Annotated in this window: 16 protein-coding genes and 1 pseudogene; 15 read left to right on the plus strand and 2 right to left on the minus strand. The window is 45.3% G+C overall.

The features are described 5' to 3' along the window. Nucleotides 1-96 precede the first annotated feature (96 nt). Both glcR and SB724_RS10905 read left to right on the plus strand, forming a co-directional pair. A complete protein-coding gene (gene glcR, locus SB724_RS10900; RefSeq protein ID WP_406528875.1) occupies nucleotides 97-879 on the plus strand; it encodes a transcriptional regulator GlcR in 783 nt (260 codons plus the stop codon). Beyond that, a complete protein-coding gene (locus tag SB724_RS10905) occupies nucleotides 876-1,733 on the plus strand; it encodes a Cof-type HAD-IIB family hydrolase (RefSeq protein WP_007614285.1) in 858 nt (285 codons plus the stop codon). The genes glcR and SB724_RS10905 overlap by 4 nt, the downstream gene beginning before the upstream one ends. Before the next feature lie 112 nt (nucleotides 1,734-1,845). On the opposite strand, the gene SB724_RS10910 is transcribed toward SB724_RS10905, so the two are convergent. Continuing rightward, on the minus strand, nucleotides 1,846-4,620 hold the full coding sequence (locus SB724_RS10910) for a DEAD/DEAH box helicase (RefSeq protein WP_410571076.1): 2,775 nt from the start codon (nucleotides 4,618-4,620) through the stop codon (nucleotides 1,846-1,848). Continuing rightward, nucleotides 4,607-6,217: an SWIM zinc finger family protein gene (locus tag SB724_RS10915; protein WP_410571078.1), complete on the minus strand. Its 1,611-nt coding sequence runs from the start codon at nucleotides 6,215-6,217 to the stop codon at nucleotides 4,607-4,609. Before SB724_RS10915 ends, SB724_RS10910 begins: the two co-directional genes overlap by 14 nt. Nucleotides 6,218-6,420: 203 nt before the next feature. Between SB724_RS10915 and SB724_RS10920 the strand changes: the two genes are divergently transcribed. The 13 genes and pseudogenes from SB724_RS10920 to SB724_RS10980 all read left to right on the plus strand — a co-directional run bounded on the left by SB724_RS10920 (nucleotide 6,421) and on the right by SB724_RS10980 (nucleotide 16,940). Beyond that, a complete protein-coding gene (locus SB724_RS10920; protein WP_003151259.1) occupies nucleotides 6,421-6,564 on the plus strand; it encodes a YwzD family small protein in 144 nt (47 codons plus the stop codon). Between the two features lie 215 nt (nucleotides 6,565-6,779). Next, nucleotides 6,780-7,526, plus strand: a complete 747-nt coding sequence (gene tkmA, locus SB724_RS10925; RefSeq protein WP_410571080.1) for a protein-tyrosine kinase activator TkmA — start codon at nucleotides 6,780-6,782, stop codon at nucleotides 7,524-7,526. Continuing rightward, nucleotides 7,513-8,202, plus strand: coding sequence for a CpsD/CapB family tyrosine-protein kinase (locus SB724_RS10930; RefSeq protein ID WP_038460137.1), 690 nt, complete (start codon nucleotides 7,513-7,515; stop codon nucleotides 8,200-8,202). Before tkmA ends, SB724_RS10930 begins: the two co-directional genes overlap by 14 nt. 45 nt (nucleotides 8,203-8,247) lie before the next feature. Further along, on the plus strand, nucleotides 8,248-9,012 hold the full coding sequence (locus tag SB724_RS10935; protein WP_410571082.1) for a tyrosine-protein phosphatase: 765 nt from the start codon (nucleotides 8,248-8,250) through the stop codon (nucleotides 9,010-9,012). 199 nt (nucleotides 9,013-9,211) lie between these two features. Continuing rightward, on the plus strand, nucleotides 9,212-10,537 hold the full coding sequence (locus SB724_RS10940; RefSeq protein WP_038460133.1) for a UDP-glucose dehydrogenase family protein: 1,326 nt from the start codon (nucleotides 9,212-9,214) through the stop codon (nucleotides 10,535-10,537). A gap of 63 nt (nucleotides 10,538-10,600) precedes the next feature. Next, the gene (locus SB724_RS10945) at nucleotides 10,601-11,389 is read left to right on the plus strand and encodes a YwqG family protein (protein WP_410571085.1); all 789 of its coding nucleotides are present in this window, start codon (nucleotides 10,601-10,603) and stop codon (nucleotides 11,387-11,389) included. A 278-nt stretch (nucleotides 11,390-11,667) separates the two neighbouring features. Continuing rightward, nucleotides 11,668-12,102, plus strand: coding sequence for a DUF5082 domain-containing protein (locus tag SB724_RS10950; RefSeq protein ID WP_410571087.1), 435 nt, complete (start codon nucleotides 11,668-11,670; stop codon nucleotides 12,100-12,102). Then, nucleotides 12,102-12,362 (plus strand): YwqI/YxiC family protein, encoded by a 261-nt coding sequence (locus SB724_RS10955; protein ID WP_007614257.1) that lies wholly within the window; start codon nucleotides 12,102-12,104, stop codon nucleotides 12,360-12,362. The genes SB724_RS10950 and SB724_RS10955 overlap by 1 nt, the downstream gene beginning before the upstream one ends. Before the next feature lie 19 nt (nucleotides 12,363-12,381). After that, entirely contained in the window at nucleotides 12,382-14,118 is a 1,737-nt protein-coding gene (locus SB724_RS10960; RefSeq protein ID WP_410571089.1) for a ribonuclease YeeF family protein, read from the plus strand. 20 nt (nucleotides 14,119-14,138) lie between these two features. Beyond that, a complete protein-coding gene (locus SB724_RS10965; RefSeq protein WP_410571091.1) occupies nucleotides 14,139-14,648 on the plus strand; it encodes a hypothetical protein in 510 nt (169 codons plus the stop codon). 485 nt (nucleotides 14,649-15,133) lie between these two features. Continuing rightward, nucleotides 15,134-15,682 carry a hypothetical protein gene (locus tag SB724_RS10970; RefSeq protein WP_410571093.1) on the plus strand — a complete coding sequence of 183 codons (549 nt, stop codon included), beginning with the start codon at nucleotides 15,134-15,136 and terminating at the stop codon, nucleotides 15,680-15,682. A 29-nt stretch (nucleotides 15,683-15,711) separates the two neighbouring features. Next, a pseudogene (locus tag SB724_RS10975) lies at nucleotides 15,712-16,249 on the plus strand (hypothetical protein). A gap of 76 nt (nucleotides 16,250-16,325) precedes the next feature. Continuing rightward, a complete protein-coding gene (locus SB724_RS10980) occupies nucleotides 16,326-16,940 on the plus strand; it encodes a hypothetical protein (protein ID WP_410571095.1) in 615 nt (204 codons plus the stop codon). The last annotated feature ends 4 nt before the right edge of the window (nucleotides 16,941-16,944 follow it).

Consider the following 16,944-nt stretch of genomic DNA (forward strand, 5'->3'; position numbering starts at 1 on the left):
AAGTGATTTCGCTTATGAATACTTAAAAACATTGAATATATTGGGATAAAAACTTATAATTACTTACAGATAAGTGACGAAAAAGGGAATGAGGACGTGTATCAAGAAGAAAGACTGATTGCGATAATGGAATATTTGAAACAGCACCGGCGGATCACCGCTGAACAGATATGTTCGCTGCTTCATATTTCAAGAGATACCGCAAGAAGGGACCTTGTAAAGCTGAAAGAGCGCGGGGCCATTATCAGAACACGGGGCGGCGCGATTCTGCCGTCGGTGAATCAGGAGGTTCCTGGCTATTCGGGCCGGCTGAAAACTGTTTCTGAAGAGAAAAACAAAATCGGCAAGCTGGCCGCATCCCTGATCCATAAAGGAGACCGGATCATTCTGGACACTTCGACAACCGTGCAGGCCTGCGCGGAGCATTTAAATGTCACCGGCTGCACTGTTATTACAAATTCAATCAATCAGGCCGATATCCTTTCCGCAAAAGAGGGAATTGATATTCACCTGCTCGGCGGAAAGCTCCAGAAGGAACACCGGTTTTTATACGGGGCTTCCGTCGTAGAAAAACTGGGGGATTATCACGCCGATAAGGTGCTGATCGGCGTTGTCGGCATCTCGGAAAACGGTCTGACGATACCTCACGAAGAAGACGGCATGGTAAAGCGTAAAATGATCCGACAGGCGAAACAGGTGATTGCGCTGAGCGATCACTCCAAGCTTGGCCGTACGAGTTTTTATCAGTATGCAGACCTGCACGAGGTTGACCTGCTGATTACCGATCGGCTGCCTGATCAGGATTTTTGCGATCTGCTCGACCGGCACGGCGTAGAATTGCTTGTAACTGAATCTGAAGAAGAGGATGAGGACATGTGAAACTGATTGCCATAGATCTGGACGGCACACTGCTGAACAGCAGTCATCAAGTAAGCGATGAAAATGAGCGGGCTTTAAGGGAAGCCCGGCAAGCGGGAATTGAAATCGTGGTTTCCACGGGACGCGCGCATTTTGACGTGCACTCCATCTTCGAACCGCTCGGCATAAAAACATGGATTATCAGCGCAAACGGAGCCGCCATTCATGCTCCTGACGGCAGCCTGTACCACTGTGATGCGATTGCAGAAACAAGAGCCCGCGGCATTTTGTCATGGCTTGAAGAGAATCAATATTACTATGAGGTGTTTACAAACAAAGCCATCTATACACCTGAAACCGGCAGGCAGCTGCTCGATATCGAAATGGACCGGGTGAAAAGCGCCAATCCGGAAACCGATCTTTCCGTTTTGGAACAGGCGGCTTCAGTGCAATACAGCCAATCCGGCTTTGCTTACATTCATTCATACCGTGAGCTCTTTGAGAAAGAAGAGCATCTGGATTTTTATAATATTCTCGGATTTTCGTTTGATGAGCGGAAGCTGAAAGCGGGCTGGGACCGATTCAGCGGTCAGAAAGATCTCACCCTTGTCAGCTCTGCCGACCACAACTTCGAACTGGCGTCTCGAAACGCCTCTAAAGGGCAGGCGCTCAAACGGCTGGCGCAAAAGCTCGGCATTCCGATGGCTGAAACCGCTGCGGTCGGTGACAGCTTAAATGACTATTCAATGCTTCAGGCGGCCGGAAAAGGCATAGCGATGGGGAATGCGAGAGAAGATATTAAAGAGATCGCTGATGCCGTTACATTGACAAATGATCAAAACGGCGTTGCGCATATGATCAGGAATTTACTGTGAAAGGTATGGCGATACTGTTCATGACTGGCGTGACGCATTCATGGCAAATGCGGCGTAACAGTAAGGACGACATAAAAGACCGGCTCTTCTGAGAGAGCCGGTCTTTTTGCGTTTAATGTGATTGCGCTGATGCGCTGAGGGTGAATAATTCTTCAAGCTCAGCGGATGACAGCTCGGTAATCCAATTTTCACTTTGGATAATCTGATCGTTCAGCGTTTGTTTCGTTTCGAGCATGGCATCAATTTTTTCTTCAATCGTTCCCGTCGTAATGAGTTTGTGAACATGGACGAACCGTTCCTGGCCGATTCGGTAGGCGCGGTCGGTCGCCTGGTTTTCCACCGCCGGATTCCACCATCTGTCATAGTGAATGACATGATTGGCAGCCGTCAGATTAAGGCCGGTTCCGCCCGCTTTCAATGACAAAATCAGCGTCGGGTATTCTTTCTTCTGGAATCGTTCGACGAGAGAATCGCGTTCCTGCTTGGATAGGCTTCCGTTTAAAAACTGAACCGGTTCTCCGAATGCTTTTTCCAGGAGGCGCTTCATCATGTTGCCCATCTGAATGTATTGGGTGAAAATGAGGCAGCTTTCCCCTTGTCCGCGGATCGCCGCCATTAAATCAAGCAGCTTTTCCAGTTTGACTGATCTCCCGTTTAACAGCTCTGTCTGTTCTTCCTTCAAATAGAGCGCAGGATGATCGCATATTTGCTTCAAGCGGCCGAGCATGCTCAGAATCAGCGCTTTCCGCTGCATCCCGGTCAGAGAAGCCATATGTTCAAATGTATCTTTGACAAGCTGTTCATAAAGGGATGCCTGTTCGGCTGAGAGCGGGATAAACTCTTTTTGTTCCAGCTTGTCAGGAAGATTAAGTGCCACTTCTTCATCCCGTTTTGTCCGGCGCAGTAAAAACGGCCGGATTAACTGCTGAAGCTGGTTGATTCTTTTTTCGTCACGGTCTTTTTCAATCGGCAGCACATAGCGTTTATGAAAGCCGGTCAGACTGCCGAGATAGCCTTTGTTCATAAAATCAAAGATCGACCAAAGCTCTGTCAGGCGGTTTTCCATCGGTGTTCCGCTCAGCGCGATATGATGGACGCCTTTCAGCTTTCTGATCGCGCGGGACTGCTTCGTATGCGCGTTTTTAATATTTTGCGCTTCATCAAGGCAGATGGTGCTCCATGTCACGGAAGAAAGCTCTTCCTGATCGGCGTGCGACAGGCCGTAAGAAGTAAGAACGACGTCCGCGTCCTGATAGGCCGGGACAAATGCTTCCCCCTTCGGCCGGCGGGGGCCGTAATGAAGCATGGCCTTCAGCTGCGGCGCGAAGGTCTGGAGCTCACGCTGCCAGTTGCCGAGCACAGATGTCGGCGCAATGATTAAGGCAGGCGCTTTTTGCCGGCCGCTTTCCTTCACATGGAGAAAATAAGCGATCATCTGAATCGTCTTTCCAAGTCCCATGTCATCTGCGAGACAGGCGCCGAAGCCGTTTTCCCGTAAAAACAGAAGCCAGTTCATGCCGTACATCTGATAAGGGCGGAGCTGGCCCTGAAACGCGGCGCTGACTTCATGCTCCGGCAGATCCCGGGCATCCGTCAGTTTGCGGATCAGGCTTCTGAGCTGCTTTGATAATTCGATCTTGATCCCGGCAAATGCCGATGAGTCAATGATGTCTGTGTCCTCGGCTCCGTTTTCCCCGTGATCCATCAGTTCGCGCGCCAGCACGTCGGACATGTGGAGGCCCTCAGATTCCGCTTTTTCCATCAGTTTTTTCATTTGTTTAATGAATTGAGGATCAATTTTCACCCATTGGCCGCGGATGTTGACGAGACGTCTGTTGTTTGCGACGAGCTCATTGAATTCATCCTCTGTCAGCTCAATTCCGTTTGTGGCGAATCTCCAGTTGAAATCAAGCAGAGCGTTCATGCCGACGAAGGACTTGCCCCGCGGGGAGGATGACACTTTCGCTTTGAGCATCATATTGCTGTCCCGGACAATCTGCCACCATGATGGGAGAAGAATCTCCACACCCATATCGACAAGCGTCTCACTCGCTTCCGATAAGAAGATCCATGCCTCTTCTTCAGAAATCAGCGTCGTTCCTGAATCAAACGAAAGCCAGGGAACCGTTCTGCGGAAGCGGTCCTGTTCGCGCGCGATTTTTCCGCTGTATGCCTGCCACGCTTTTTTCAGTCCCTTCAGTCCGTCGAAAAAGGTGATGGAGCCGGTTTTTTTCTCACGTAAAAACATTTCGATTTTCCAGTCGTCACCGTCAAAATCAGGCTCGTTTAATCGGAGCCCGACGGTAAACGGCGTCAGATCGTCATGCCAGCCGATTCCCTCGAGAAAATCATCTTCATCCAAAAAGGAGCCTTTAAACGTATGAACGGCCGGTGAGCGGGTTTCGATCTGCCGCCATTTTTCCAGCAGGTCATCATTGTACTGAATGTAGTCCTGGACCGCGGCTGAGAACCAGTCTGCCGTAAAGCCTTCCAGCAAAAGCTCGCGGTCTTTGAAGCGCAGGACACCATTTTGCCAAGCCTCATAATCCGGAAGAAAATCGCCGTCGGCAATAAATTCGTATATCGTCGAAGCCGCTTCGATTAACGGTTCCGTTTCCTTTGTCAGCTGCACGGTGCTGAATGAATTGAACGAGTTTTTTCCGAGCAGCTCGACGGTCATCCACGGGCTGAGCAGAACGGCCGGGGTGCCGATGAAGCTGACGTCTTCAAGAAACGTTCCGTAAAAGGTGGACTCATGCCATTGGAACAAATGAGTCTTCATCTGACTGAGAGTAAGCGGCTGCTCCTTCTCATCATGGCTTGACAGCGTAAATGTCCAATCTTCCATTTGTTCTACATGAATGAAAATTTCCTTAAGACTCGCCATCAATCAACTTTCCTTTCTGCAATTCTTCTTGAAGGGCGCGCAGCCTCTTGTAACTTGCGCTCAGCCGGCTGATATACCGCTCCCATACCTGCTGTTTTTTTGCCTTTTTATAAAGCGTCCGCAGTTTTTTCAGATGGCGTGCAGCCTCTTTATAGGCGCTGCGGTTTTTTTGATCGATAAAAAAGGCCGCCGCCCGGTGATAGGAGGGGATGAGCGCTTCCGGATCACTGGCGGCAATTTCCTTCAGGATGTCCTTTTCGATTTCCCAGACGGAAAAACCGACGAGGCTGTGAATCTCCACCCACTCCGCGTACCGCCGTTTTTCGTACAGGTACTGGCTGTATTCGGTAAAGGTATAGGGAAGGCAGCCGGTAGCAAACCGTTCAAACAGCTGATCATCCCGTGAGTGCCGCGCATAATCCGCCAATAGCGCAAACAGCTCTCCGATAATGTCGCGCATTTCTTTAAACGGCTTATCAAGCTTCGTATAGTTCACGGCAAGCGGCTCGATCCGGCCATACCATGTTTTCAGCCGTTTCCAGTCTTTTTTCGCGGTGATTTCACCGAGCCATTGAAAGGTATACGGCAGCGCTTCAGGAGGGAAGCGGGACATATCTTGGAAGACCGCTTCATCATCTTTTTGTAAAAAGGCCAGATGAAGCCGTCCGAACCGCACTTCCGGTGAAAAACGGCGCCCGCTTTCCTGTGCGAGAATCTCCTGTTCACGCGCGACCCATTTCGGCCGGTTCAAAAGCGCGCTCCACATCTCACCGAATACCCGGAGGCGTTCGTATTGAAAAAGCTCTTCTTTCACAAGCAGTCTGCGGAGCACCGGAGGCGTCCGGTCTAAAAAAGGATCGAGTGAAAAAGACAAGGCGTACGTTTTCAGTCTGTCAATGGAGGAATAAATCGTATCCATCAGCTGTTCCACGTATGGATTGATGCTGTAATAATCTTTTTCGGCATCCAATCTGCCTGACTCAATCAAAGTGAACATGTGAAGCCAGACGGCAAGCGCCGAATGAATCTGATATAAGCTTTTAAGCTCGGGTTTTTTCGGGGCGTGTTTTTTGAGCGCTGACAGATAGCCGTAATAAAGGCCCTGCATCGTCTGGCTTCCGGCCGGCGTCCGCGCCTCCCACAGCGAGAATTCCGAATCAAAAAAAGCGAGCCAGCTTGACAGCGACTCTTCATTCGGCAGCACTTTTTCCTGAAACTGCCGGCGGACAAGCTCCCTGCTTTCCTCAAGCTTTTCTCTTTCCAGCCAATGTTCGGTAAAGGTACCGACCCGCTCGAATTGGGCATATACGTAAAGAAAAACGGCCAGCACGTGGCGGCAGATCGCCTCAGACGGGCATGCGCAGCCGCTTTTCACCATGAAAAATAAGTTCAGCGTGACCCTTACAGGCACAACATCCTGCACATATGCGGAAATCTCTGTCGGGGTTTGAACCTGTATACGATAGACGGAATCCTGCCGATATAAAATGAGTGCTTTCTTCATCAGCTGAACATTGTCTTCATTGTAAGGAAGAAGTTCTTTAAGCTGTTCAGCCGCTGCGAGCACATCTTCTTTAGCAATCATATCCTGAAGCATGATTATCGCTCCTAACGAGTCACAAAATAAAAAGATTCCAATTCCTCTATTATATCGCAACACATGGCCCGGAAAAAGTTTTTCCTAAAAAAGGACATAAAAACCCGGATGTGTCGAATGATGTATTAGAGATTGCAAAACAGCACCCGACAGCATATAATAATCTTGTTTTCAATTTAATGGAAGCCGAAAGGAAACGAATGATGAAGAAAACGAAGTTAGATCAAGAGGAGTTTCTGAAGATTTTAATGCATGCGCACGACATTGGTGAGCAGTCCTCTGAGATGACCACAAAAGAAATGCTTGAGAATTTGATTTCTTATATTAAAAATGGATATGCAACATAAAATCCCGCAGGCTCTTGGCCGCGGGATTTTTTAATCTTCCTGTAACACCAGTATTTAAAGCGCTTGCAAAAATAAAACAGATTGAAGTGATTGTCTATTTTTGTCGAATTTTGTCATTTGAAAAGGTTAGAAATGACAGTTTAAAGCTGTATAATCGTAATTGGAAAAGATCATTGGAGGGAATGGGAATACGCGGAAAGTGATATGGAGGTTATATGGGAGAATCTACAAGCATAAAGGAAATATTCGCAATACTGAGAAAGCGTCTGCTGTTTATACTTATTATTACCGCGGCGGCATCTGCCGCAGGCGGACTCATCAGTTTCTTCGCTCTTACGCCGGTCTATGAAAACTCAACTCAAATTTTGGTCAGTCAATCCAAAAACAATCAAAAAGAAGTCCAATTCAATGACGTTCAAACCAACCTCCAATTAATCAACACGTATAATGTCATCATCAAAAGCCCGGTCATCCTCGATGAGGTGATTAAACAGCTGAATCTGTCCATGACTTCGAAAGAGCTGGAATCGAAAATCACGGTGTCCAGCGAGCAGGATTCACAAGTCGTGACGATCGCCGTGAGGGATACGGATGCTAAGCGGGCGGCCGTTATGGCAAATGCGGTTGCAGCCGTTTTTCAGGACAAGATCACCGCCATCATGAACGTGGATAATGTCAGCATCCTTTCAAAGGCCGAAGCGGCGGACAGCCAGTCACCGGCAGAGCCTAACCGTAAGCTGAACATCGCGATTGCGTTTGCCGCCGGACTTTTGGGCGGAATCGGTCTCGCCTTTTTGCTGGAACATCTGGATAATACGATCAAATCGGAAGAACAGCTGGAATCGCTGCTTGGCATCCCGATCCTGGGAACGGTTACTTCAATCAGTACTAAAGACAGCGTTGCCAAAAACTTGAGGATGGCGGAAACCAAACAATCGGGGGGCGGACATGTTGACGCGTAAAAAAGACAAACTCGGAAAACGAAGCGTGATTGCGATGTCTGAGCCGAAATCCATCAACTCAGAACAATATCGCACGATCCGCACAAACATTGAATTTTCTTCCGTTGATACGGAGGTGAAGTCCCTTTTGATCACATCCGCCGGCCCGGAAGAAGGAAAATCGACAACCGCGGCCAACCTTGCCGTCGTATTTGCACAGCAGGGGAAAAAAGTGCTTTTAATTGATGCGGATCTGCGCAAACCGACGGTTCATTTCACCTTCAAATTGGACAACGGAACCGGATTAACGTCGCTGCTGTTAAAACAGATGCCGTTTCAGAAAGCCGTCCTGCCGGCTGATGAAGCAAACCTGGATATTTTAACGAGCGGGCCGATCCCGCCCAATCCGGCGGAGCTTTTATCGACGGGTGCCATGAAAGATCTTCTGTCAGAAGCCGCCGCAGTTTATGATAAGGTGATTTTGGATACGCCTCCCGTTTTGGCCGTAGCAGATACGAAAATATTAGGCAGCTACACTGACGGGGCCATTATGGTGATCTCAAGCGGGAAAACGGACAAGGAAAAAGCGGCCAAGGCGAAAGAAGCGCTCGATTACTGCCCGTGCAAGCTCCTTGGGGCCGTGATGAACGGGAAGAAACAAACGAAACACTCGGACTACGCCTATTACGGACAATAATGTCATAATGGGCGCGGTCCATTCTTTTTAAGGAGGGATTGAAATATGATAGATATCCATTGTCACATCCTTCCTTCCATAGACGACGGCGCGGCGGATGATACAGAAAGCCTGAAGATGGCGAGAGAAGCAGTCAGACAGGGGATTGATACGATCATCGCGACGCCGCATCATGTGAAATACCGCTATGACACAGACCGGCATACGGTCAACGAAGCGGTCAGCCTGTTAAACAAACGTTTGAATAAGGAAGGCATTCCGCTGACTGTTCTGCCCGGCCAGGAAATCAGAATAGACGGAGATCTGCTGGCAGGTCTTCAAAGCGGCTGGCTTGTCCCGCTCCATGATACAAAGTATGTGCTGACGGAATTTCCGGCGGATCATGTCCCGACCTACGCTGAAAGGCTGTTTTATGAACTGCAGCTGAACGGATATGTCCCCGTCATCGCCCATCCGGAGCGGAACAGGGAAATTCGCGAAAACCCTTCCGTCCTATACAGTCTTGTGAAGAAAGGCGCGGCCGCCCAAGTGACGGCCGGCTGCATTGCCGGAGCATTCGGGCGGAAAGCGAAATCCTTTTCGCTGCAGCTGATTGAAGCGAATTTGATCCACTTTCTCGCATCTGACGCCCATAATCTCGGACCGAGAAATTTTTATTATCAGGAGGCGCTCGGCGTTCTGAAAAAAGAAGCAGGGACAGAGCTGATTTACATGCTCACGGAAAATGCGGCGCTTCTCGCTGAAAACAAAGCCGTTTATAAGGAACCTCCGCTGCCTGTGGCCCGCCGTAAGCGCTGGGGTCTTTTTTAATCGTCGTCTCCATCCCGTTTAAATGAAGCGTAAGCGGCTGTTTTGCAAGATGATTCTTTTATGCTTATGCTATTATCAGCGGCCGGCGCCGTTTTTTCCTATCATGACCTCAGGCTTCCGGCATTCCGCCGGCGCCGGGATCATATGATAATAACGGTAAGCTGCCCAGCAGCAATTTCTAAACGGTTGGGGGAACACGATGAAAATAACAGTGATCGGAACAGGCTACGTCGGTCTTGTGACAGGAGTGTCTCTTTCAGAAATCGGCCATGACGTAACATGCATAGATATTGACGAACGTAAGGTTGAGCAGATGAGAAAGGGGTTGTCCCCTATCTTTGAACCGGGCCTTGAAGATATGATGAAACGAAATATCGGCCGGCATCGGCTGGCATTTGAAACGAGCTACGAAAAAGGGCTTGCGGAAGCGGACGTTATTTTTATAGCGGTCGGAACGCCGCAAAAAGAAGACGGGCACGCAAACCTTACTTATATTGAAAATGTCGCCGAACGGATTGCCGAACATATTTGTAAAGATGCGATTGTCGTGACAAAAAGCACGGTTCCCGTGGGAACGAATGACAGGATCAGCGAAGTTATTCAGTCACGGCTGAAAGCGGACGTGAACATTTCAATCGCCTCGAATCCGGAATTTCTCCGTGAAGGTTCAGCGATTCACGATACCTTTCACGGCGACCGCATCGTGATCGGGGCTGAAGACCGGCAGACGCGGGAAACGCTTGACCGGGTTTTCGCGCCGCTTGCGATTCCGGTATATCATACGGACATCAGAAGCGCTGAGATGATCAAATATGCGTCAAACGCTTTTTTAGCGGCAAAAATCAGTTTTATTAATGAAATTTCTCATATATGTGAAAAAGTCGGTGCGGATGTGGAATCAGTCGCACACGGAATGGGATTGGATAAACGGATCGGCAATCAATTCTTAAGAGCCGGCATCGGTTACGGCGGTTCCTGCTTTCCGAAGGATACAAACGCCCTCGTACAGATCGCAGGACATGTGGAGCATGATTTTGAATTGCTGAAGTCCGTCATTAAGGTCAACAATAACCAGCAGTCCATGCTGGTTGATAAAGTGCTGAACAGGCTCGGCGGTGTGACGGGGAAGACCATCGCGTTATTAGGGCTGTCTTTTAAGCCGAATACAGATGATATGCGGGATGCGCCGTCCATTGTCATTGCGGATCGTCTGGCGGCTCTTGACGCCCGGATGACAGCGTACGATCCGATCGCTTCATTCCGGGCTTCCGGACTGCTTCCGGCTGCGGTTTCCTATCGGGAGTCCATAGAAGAAGCCGTCAGAGGAGCGGATGCCGTACTGATTCTGACAGATTGGGAACAAATTAAACACTTCCCGCTTGAAGCGTACAAAGAGCTGATGGAAACCCCGGTTATTTTCGACGGGAGAAACTGCCACTCGCTTGAGGAAGCGGAACAGGCGGGCGTGGAATATATCTCAATCGGAAGAAGAGCCGTCGTGCCTCAGACTGATTCTGTCACTTGAAAGGCCGGCGGACCGCGCCGGCCTTTTATCATACAATCATTAGAGACGAAGGAGATATTAATCGTGGAAAACACATGGAAATTGCCAAAGCAAATGGAATCATCCCGCAGTCTGTTGGAAACGTCAGCACGGCGCTTTATCAAACTGCACGTCAAAAAAGCTGAAACGGGTCGGTATGACAGTAAAATTGCCGGAGACCCCTATTTTCCGAAACATGAACCATACCCTGAAGATGAAAGCGGCAGGCCGATGAAGCTTCTCGCTCAAATCAATTTTGCGGATTTGCCCGGACTCCCTGATTTTCCGGACACCGGCATTCTTCAGTTTTACATATCGGTCAGTGATGACGTATACGGTTTGAATTTTGACGACGGGTGCGCGCAAACGGGTTTCTGCGTCAAATATTTTGAAAATGTGACAGCAGAAGAAGCGGAGCTCATGGATGATTTTTCTTTCGTTCAGGTTGAAGAGGAGTACGATTTTCCGATTCAATCCGAAGCGCTGATCACCCCTGAGCTGTCTGCTGAATGGGTGCTCCCGTCTGATTTTCAATTCAGGCAGTATGCCGGGAAGGATGCCTTTGACTATTTCGAGCAGTTTGACGATGAGGTGTATGACGAATATACGGCGAACGCATTCGGCCATAAAATCGGCGGCTATGCGTCCTTCACCCAGGAAGATCCGCGGTCTTACTCCCATCAAAACCATACGATTCTGCTTTTGCAAATTGATTCAGATGATGACATTGATTCGATGTGGGGAGATGTGGGAATCGCCAATTTCTTTATCAGACCGGAAGATTTGAAGAAAAAAGATTTCTCAAACGTTTTGTACAACTGGGACTGCAGTTAACGACAGTATGATGATCATGATACAAGGCAAAGGAGACGGTTAATCACTGTCTCCTTTTTTTAGGGAATTTATCATGGATACATAGAGGAGATCAATGAATGGATATGCCGTTTATGTGAGTCTTTTGGCGTTAATGATGAGCATCTCGGCTGCTGAAAATAAGTCATTTAACCTATTTAAGCTGCTTTCTGTCTATTTTAAAATATAATATATGGAAATATAGCATGGAAAAGTCTGTGCTTTTTGTACGACTTTTTGCGTAAGACGAGGTGAAAAAGATGAGCCATTCAAGCACATTAAGCCATATTAACAGCACAATCAGCCATAAACTGGGCGAGGTTGAACACCAAATTGATAAATTAAAAGAAGCGAAAAGAGAGATAGAATCTCTGCAGGAAGAGGGCGTGTCTGAAATCAGGGACATCCTCAGGCCGCACCTGGATCATCATTGGACCGGCGCTTTTGCTGAAGAATTTGATGACCGGCGCGATCAGGCCCATACAGAAGCATACAGAATCGTTACAGACAAATACGACGGTTATATTTACCGAATCGGCTTAAAGATGACACAGTTTGAAATTGAAAAAGGAGGGCTCCTTGCCGCCAGAAGCATCGCGAGAGAGGCAGAGCACCTGCTGACGCTGGGAGAAGAAGCCCTTGACACAGTCGGAGAAAAAATACAATCAATCAAAAAAAGCTGGAGTTGGTTTTAATGGCAGAAATAAAACTCAAATACGGAGCTGTCATGAAGCAGCTTGAATCCGTCAGCAGCGCTTTGGAGGCCGTTTCGATCGGGAACGCCGGTTCAAACGGAAAAAACAAGCTCGACTATACCTCCAAATACCAATCCCGCGAGGCAAAGCTTGTATCGATGATCAGCGAATACAAGCAGGCCGTTCATAAGAATATCGCGGACGTTAAAGACAACGTAGATTCTTTGAAAGAACAGGACGAGGCGATCGCCGTAAAATAACGAAAGAAAGGACTTGCCGATGAGCAAAGTGTTTGAATCACAATCGTTAACGGACGAAGCAGATAAGAGAAAGAAACAATACGAAGCCCTTGAAGAGCAGCTGCGTGCGCTCAAACAAGCCTTTCAAGGTGTGGCCGATCTGGGTGATGCTTTGAAAGGGAAAGGCGCAGACAATATAAAAGATTTTTTTCAGGGACAAGCGGAAATCGCCGACAGCTGGCTGACGCTTGTCTCTGCTCAAATTGCGTTTTTAAATGGCATTTCAGGTGACATTAAAGATCAAGAACTCAGCGATACATATGTGGAGACTTCATTTTTGGAGCATGAGCTGCCCAACGCGGATTTGAAAGCTTCAGAGATTGTCTCCGCTCATAAAGCAGAAATCGATTCAATTTTGTCAGGCATCAGCGATATTATTCATCTCGACACATATACGCTGGATGATTACGCTGATAAAATGGGCGATGCCCAGAAAACCAGACGCGACACGATCACGGCAGTCGATACGCTTGATGAATCCCTGACCGCTGAATATCAAAACTTAGAATCTCTGGACAACGCAGTGCTCAGCAAATATTCCGTTCTCATGCAGGCCACCAGCAACGGGAAAAGCGCATCCCCTATGTACTATGACAAAAAAGCCTTCCACAGCAATGAAATCTACAAAAGCGTCATGGCGACAGAAAAACAGGGAACGGACTATATTGACGCAAAAGCCCAGCAGGCCGAAGCAAGACGGCTTCAGGAAAAGGCTGAAGAAGAAGCCAATAAACCATGGTACGAAAAAACATGGGACGGAATCTGCAACTTTACCGGCGAAGTCACCGGCTATTATGATTATAAAAGAGCAGCCGAAGGTGTTGATCCGGTGACCGGCGAAAAACTCTCCACCGCAGAACGCGTCACAGCCGGCGCCATGGCCGCCGCCGGATTCATACCGGTCGTCGGCTGGGCGGGCCGCGCTTTCAAAGGCGGAAAAGCCATTTACAAAACCGGAAAAACCGTCATTGCCGCAGAACATGCTTTAGATGCCTATAAAACCGGAAAATCCTTAGACATTCTCAAAATGACAGAAATGGGCGCATACGGCCTTGTCGCCTCAAACGGATTCACAGAAGCCGTCACAGGCAGAGATATGTTCGGAAACAAAGTGTCCGAGGAGAAGCGGAAGCAAGGGGCGCTGGAAGCTGCGCTGAGTTTGGTTGGAGCCGGCGCACTGGCGAAGCATGTAAACAAAGGCATACCGCTTGCAAAATCGCCACAAGCAACAAAAGTTGAAAAAGGGAAAAAGATTCTAGACCAAGTAAAAGAATTCAAAGTACCGACGAATGTAAAAATTCGTGTCCACAAGGCTGTCACACCGGATGGCGCAACTTTCCCAATCATTCATGCTGATGTGAAAACCAAAGCTGTGAAAGATCTTGGGATTGTGAAGATGGCTGGTAGTGGTGGCGGGAATAGTAAGAAACTTTTCGGTCAAAGTGGAACTCAAATTGCAAGTAAGACAACATGGCAAAATGGGAAGACAGAAAGAATAGACATTGAAAACCCAAATCCAGGGCAAAGAGAAGGTCAAATTCACTATCACGAGCCAAATAATAAAAAATGGTATTTTGATGTAGAAACAAAAAAGTTTTATGACCAAAAAACAGGTGAAGATGCACCTAGCAAAATTCAAAAAGTACTTAAAGACAAGAGTGTTCAGAAAGCTATAAATAAGGGATTGAAATTTTTAGGTGAAGATCCTGTATTTTAGTATAGGAGTGAAGATTATATATGGAATATACAAATAAAAATATGAAAAGACTAAAAGAACGACTTGAAGATCGGAGTAATGCAAATAAAGTTGACCTATCTAAATTAAAGGATATTATTTCACCTAATATAGTTAAAGTAGACGATTGCTATATTCTAGATCTAGAGTATGAGTTAACTGATAATACAACGATAAATTGGAATAGAATTTTGAGAATGTACGGGGATAAAACGGGGTATGAAGCATCGTGTAATGAGCTCCGCATAAACGATTATTTAGACAACAGTGATTTGTCTGATGAAGAGATTTCACTTTATGCGTTTCAGGTAGTAGACGGTTGGGAACAACATTTAAAAGAAAAATTTCCTGAGCATAAATTTGTTGTGATTATAAGTATTGATGAAGGTTTTGCGACACTTAGATTTCATAAATATAGAGAAGAGGAAAGCGGTTGGCTAAAGGCCGACATTGAAGAGTACGGAAACGAAGCTATCCTTGTAAAAGAAATTAACTTTAGTAATAAAATTTAACTAAAAAAGCAGGTAGTTATACTGTACCTGCTTTTTTAGTTTTTACCTTGTGAAAGCAAGAAACATTACAAATGATCAAGCTTTTACAGGATTAATGGTAAAACTAATTCAAAACTGTTGATTTATAGAGCGAAAAATTAAAGTTAGTTTTGTGAAAAGTGAAATAAAATGATTCGAAAATGTAAAGGAGAGAATGTAATGTCGCAAGAACAGAAGTTAATTATATTGAATGAAATGTTTAAAAAAGAAGCGATGAAGAAGACGTTGAAGGGTTAACAATAATGATTGATGGGGTTATCAAGCAAGTTTTTAATAAAATAAAAAATGAAAGAAATTATAAAAGTAATAATGAAGTTATGAGAGATATTATCTTTGAAGGAATTAATGGTATAATTGTAAAATGTTGAATTTTTAATGCGAAATAGAAACGCCTTCAGATCTCTTTTATATTTCACATGGATATATATAGAAACTCTGGTTAACCGATGAGAAAAAAAGTTGCTGTCCACTCTACAAAATTCCCAAATGAGCATCAAGCTGGTCATGGAATAGGTTCAACAACAAACACCCAATTTAAAGGGAGAAAAAATAATAGGCTAGAATTTACTAAGGTAAACCATGAAAATAGTTTATATCAAGTGACTGAAAACAAAACTAAAGAGGTTCTATCTATGGTAAAATATGTTAAACTAGATGTTCAAAAAGCAAATTTACATCCCCTAAGAATAACACAAGGTTGGAAAGTAAATTATAATCATTTTGTTGAAATAGATTCAAGAACTTTAGAACCGAATGATGATTCCTGGTTTTTGTTCACAGACAGTTTGTTGCAGCTTTATCATGAACAATCCTCAATAACGCTTGATTTAGGCTGGGTTCCTGACATTTCTCCTGAAGGTAACTATCTGGTTTTACTAGTCAAAAATAATGATTGGGAAGATCCTATTAAAGAATTTTCATCAGATGATTATAAAAAAGTGATTTTATATATTGAATATCATTTAAAACAAGTAACAACTACTTGGTGGAAGTAGTTAAATAATAATGGATGGAATAGTTACAAATGGAACATGGAATCAGATTTATTAATGAATACCCTGAAATCGGTGAATTGCTTCATCGTCTATTTGTGAATAGGGAATTAGACGAATGGTACAAGAACAAATGCGCAGAGAAAATAAAAGTACCTGATGAATTTACTCAAATAAAAGGTTTGAAAAAAATTGAAGTTAGAGATTTAAACAATCCTTCTGGAGAAATTGATATCCATTTGCAAGATCTTTCTGGGGAAAATGGTTTTCATTTAGAACAGCAAATCAATATGAAAGTATCTAAATTGGTTCCTGTTTATGTATTAGATTATAGTTATTCCCTAAGACACGATTTAATCGACGGGGCTTATGAGATTGTTGGGACCGCTGAATCTTTAGAATTGATTCAGGGAACGAACTATATTAATAAAATAATGCATGAGAAAGGATTTATTGAACTCAGTTATTTGTATGATTACTATGATACTGTGTATGAGTGGAGTGAATTGCCACATATACAGCCTTTCAACAGGAGATGCCTTGTTTACTGATGTATTAGAATTGCTATAGTTAAGAGCTTGCTGTGTTGTCATCGGCAAGTTTTTTTATAGATAATATAACAATGTGGAATACAAGGAGAAACTGGATGGACAGAAATCAAATTTCTCAATTGCAGCCATTGAAAATCTGTAATGGCTGGTCTGTAGTACAGAACAATTTAAATTCAGAAAAAAGAATGGAAGAAAAATATGAACTGGTAAAACTACAAAATGAAAAACGTAATTTCAAAGTAGTGGGCTTAAAAGCAGATAAGATTTATAAAGAAGACTCTTTTAATAAAATGGAACAATTATTGGAAGAGTTAGAATATCAAATCTGGACTGTGGGAAGTGGGGTTTTAGAGGGTTTGCAACAGCTAAGCCAACATGTTCCCAATTTCTTAAGGCTTAAGATACCGGCGGGCTGGACTGTTGATTATATTACATTAAAAGATACTGACCCTAAAACTCTAGAGGAAAATGATGATGCTTGGTTATTTGACTTTAATCAAGACCTCCTGCAGATTTCTCATAAAACTAAAAATTTGCTGCTTGATGTAGGGTGTTACCCAGAAGGCGATCCAACCGGCAGTTATGGCATTGAACTGATAAAAAACGAAGATTGGGAAAATCCTTTAGAAGATATTATGTGTACTGAACTTAAAGAATTACTTAAACAATTGGACCTTATTTTTATGAAAGAAATGAAAAATGAATTTTAATAAA

Source organism: Bacillus sp. SIMBA_031, assembly GCF_046535225.1.
In the GTDB taxonomy this organism is placed as follows: Bacteria; Bacillota; Bacilli; order Bacillales; family Bacillaceae; genus Bacillus; species Bacillus velezensis.

Bases quoted from the DNA above. Each gene is read 5' to 3' on its own strand.
- SB724_RS10910 (WP_410571076.1), bottom strand. From the start codon at position 4,620: ATGGCGAGTCTTAAGGAAATTTTCATTCATGTAGAACAAATGGAAGAT.
- SB724_RS10915 (WP_410571078.1), bottom strand. From the start codon at position 6,217: ATGCTTCAGGATATGATTGCTAAAGAAGATGTGCTCGCAGCGGCTGAA.
- SB724_RS10920 (WP_003151259.1), top strand. From the start codon at position 6,421: ATGAAGAAAACGAAGTTAGATCAAGAGGAGTTTCTGAAGATTTTAATG.
- tkmA (WP_410571080.1), top strand. From the start codon at position 6,780: ATGGGAGAATCTACAAGCATAAAGGAAATATTCGCAATACTGAGAAAG.
- SB724_RS10930 (WP_038460137.1), top strand. From the start codon at position 7,513: ATGTTGACGCGTAAAAAAGACAAACTCGGAAAACGAAGCGTGATTGCG.
- SB724_RS10935 (WP_410571082.1), top strand. From the start codon at position 8,248: ATGATAGATATCCATTGTCACATCCTTCCTTCCATAGACGACGGCGCG.
- SB724_RS10940 (WP_038460133.1), top strand. From the start codon at position 9,212: ATGAAAATAACAGTGATCGGAACAGGCTACGTCGGTCTTGTGACAGGA.
- SB724_RS10950 (WP_410571087.1), top strand. From the start codon at position 11,668: ATGAGCCATTCAAGCACATTAAGCCATATTAACAGCACAATCAGCCAT.
- SB724_RS10955 (WP_007614257.1), top strand. From the start codon at position 12,102: ATGGCAGAAATAAAACTCAAATACGGAGCTGTCATGAAGCAGCTTGAA.
- SB724_RS10960 (WP_410571089.1), top strand. From the start codon at position 12,382: ATGAGCAAAGTGTTTGAATCACAATCGTTAACGGACGAAGCAGATAAG.
- SB724_RS10965 (WP_410571091.1), top strand. From the start codon at position 14,139: ATGGAATATACAAATAAAAATATGAAAAGACTAAAAGAACGACTTGAA.
- SB724_RS10970 (WP_410571093.1), top strand. From the start codon at position 15,134: ATGAGAAAAAAAGTTGCTGTCCACTCTACAAAATTCCCAAATGAGCAT.
- SB724_RS10980 (WP_410571095.1), top strand. From the start codon at position 16,326: ATGGACAGAAATCAAATTTCTCAATTGCAGCCATTGAAAATCTGTAAT.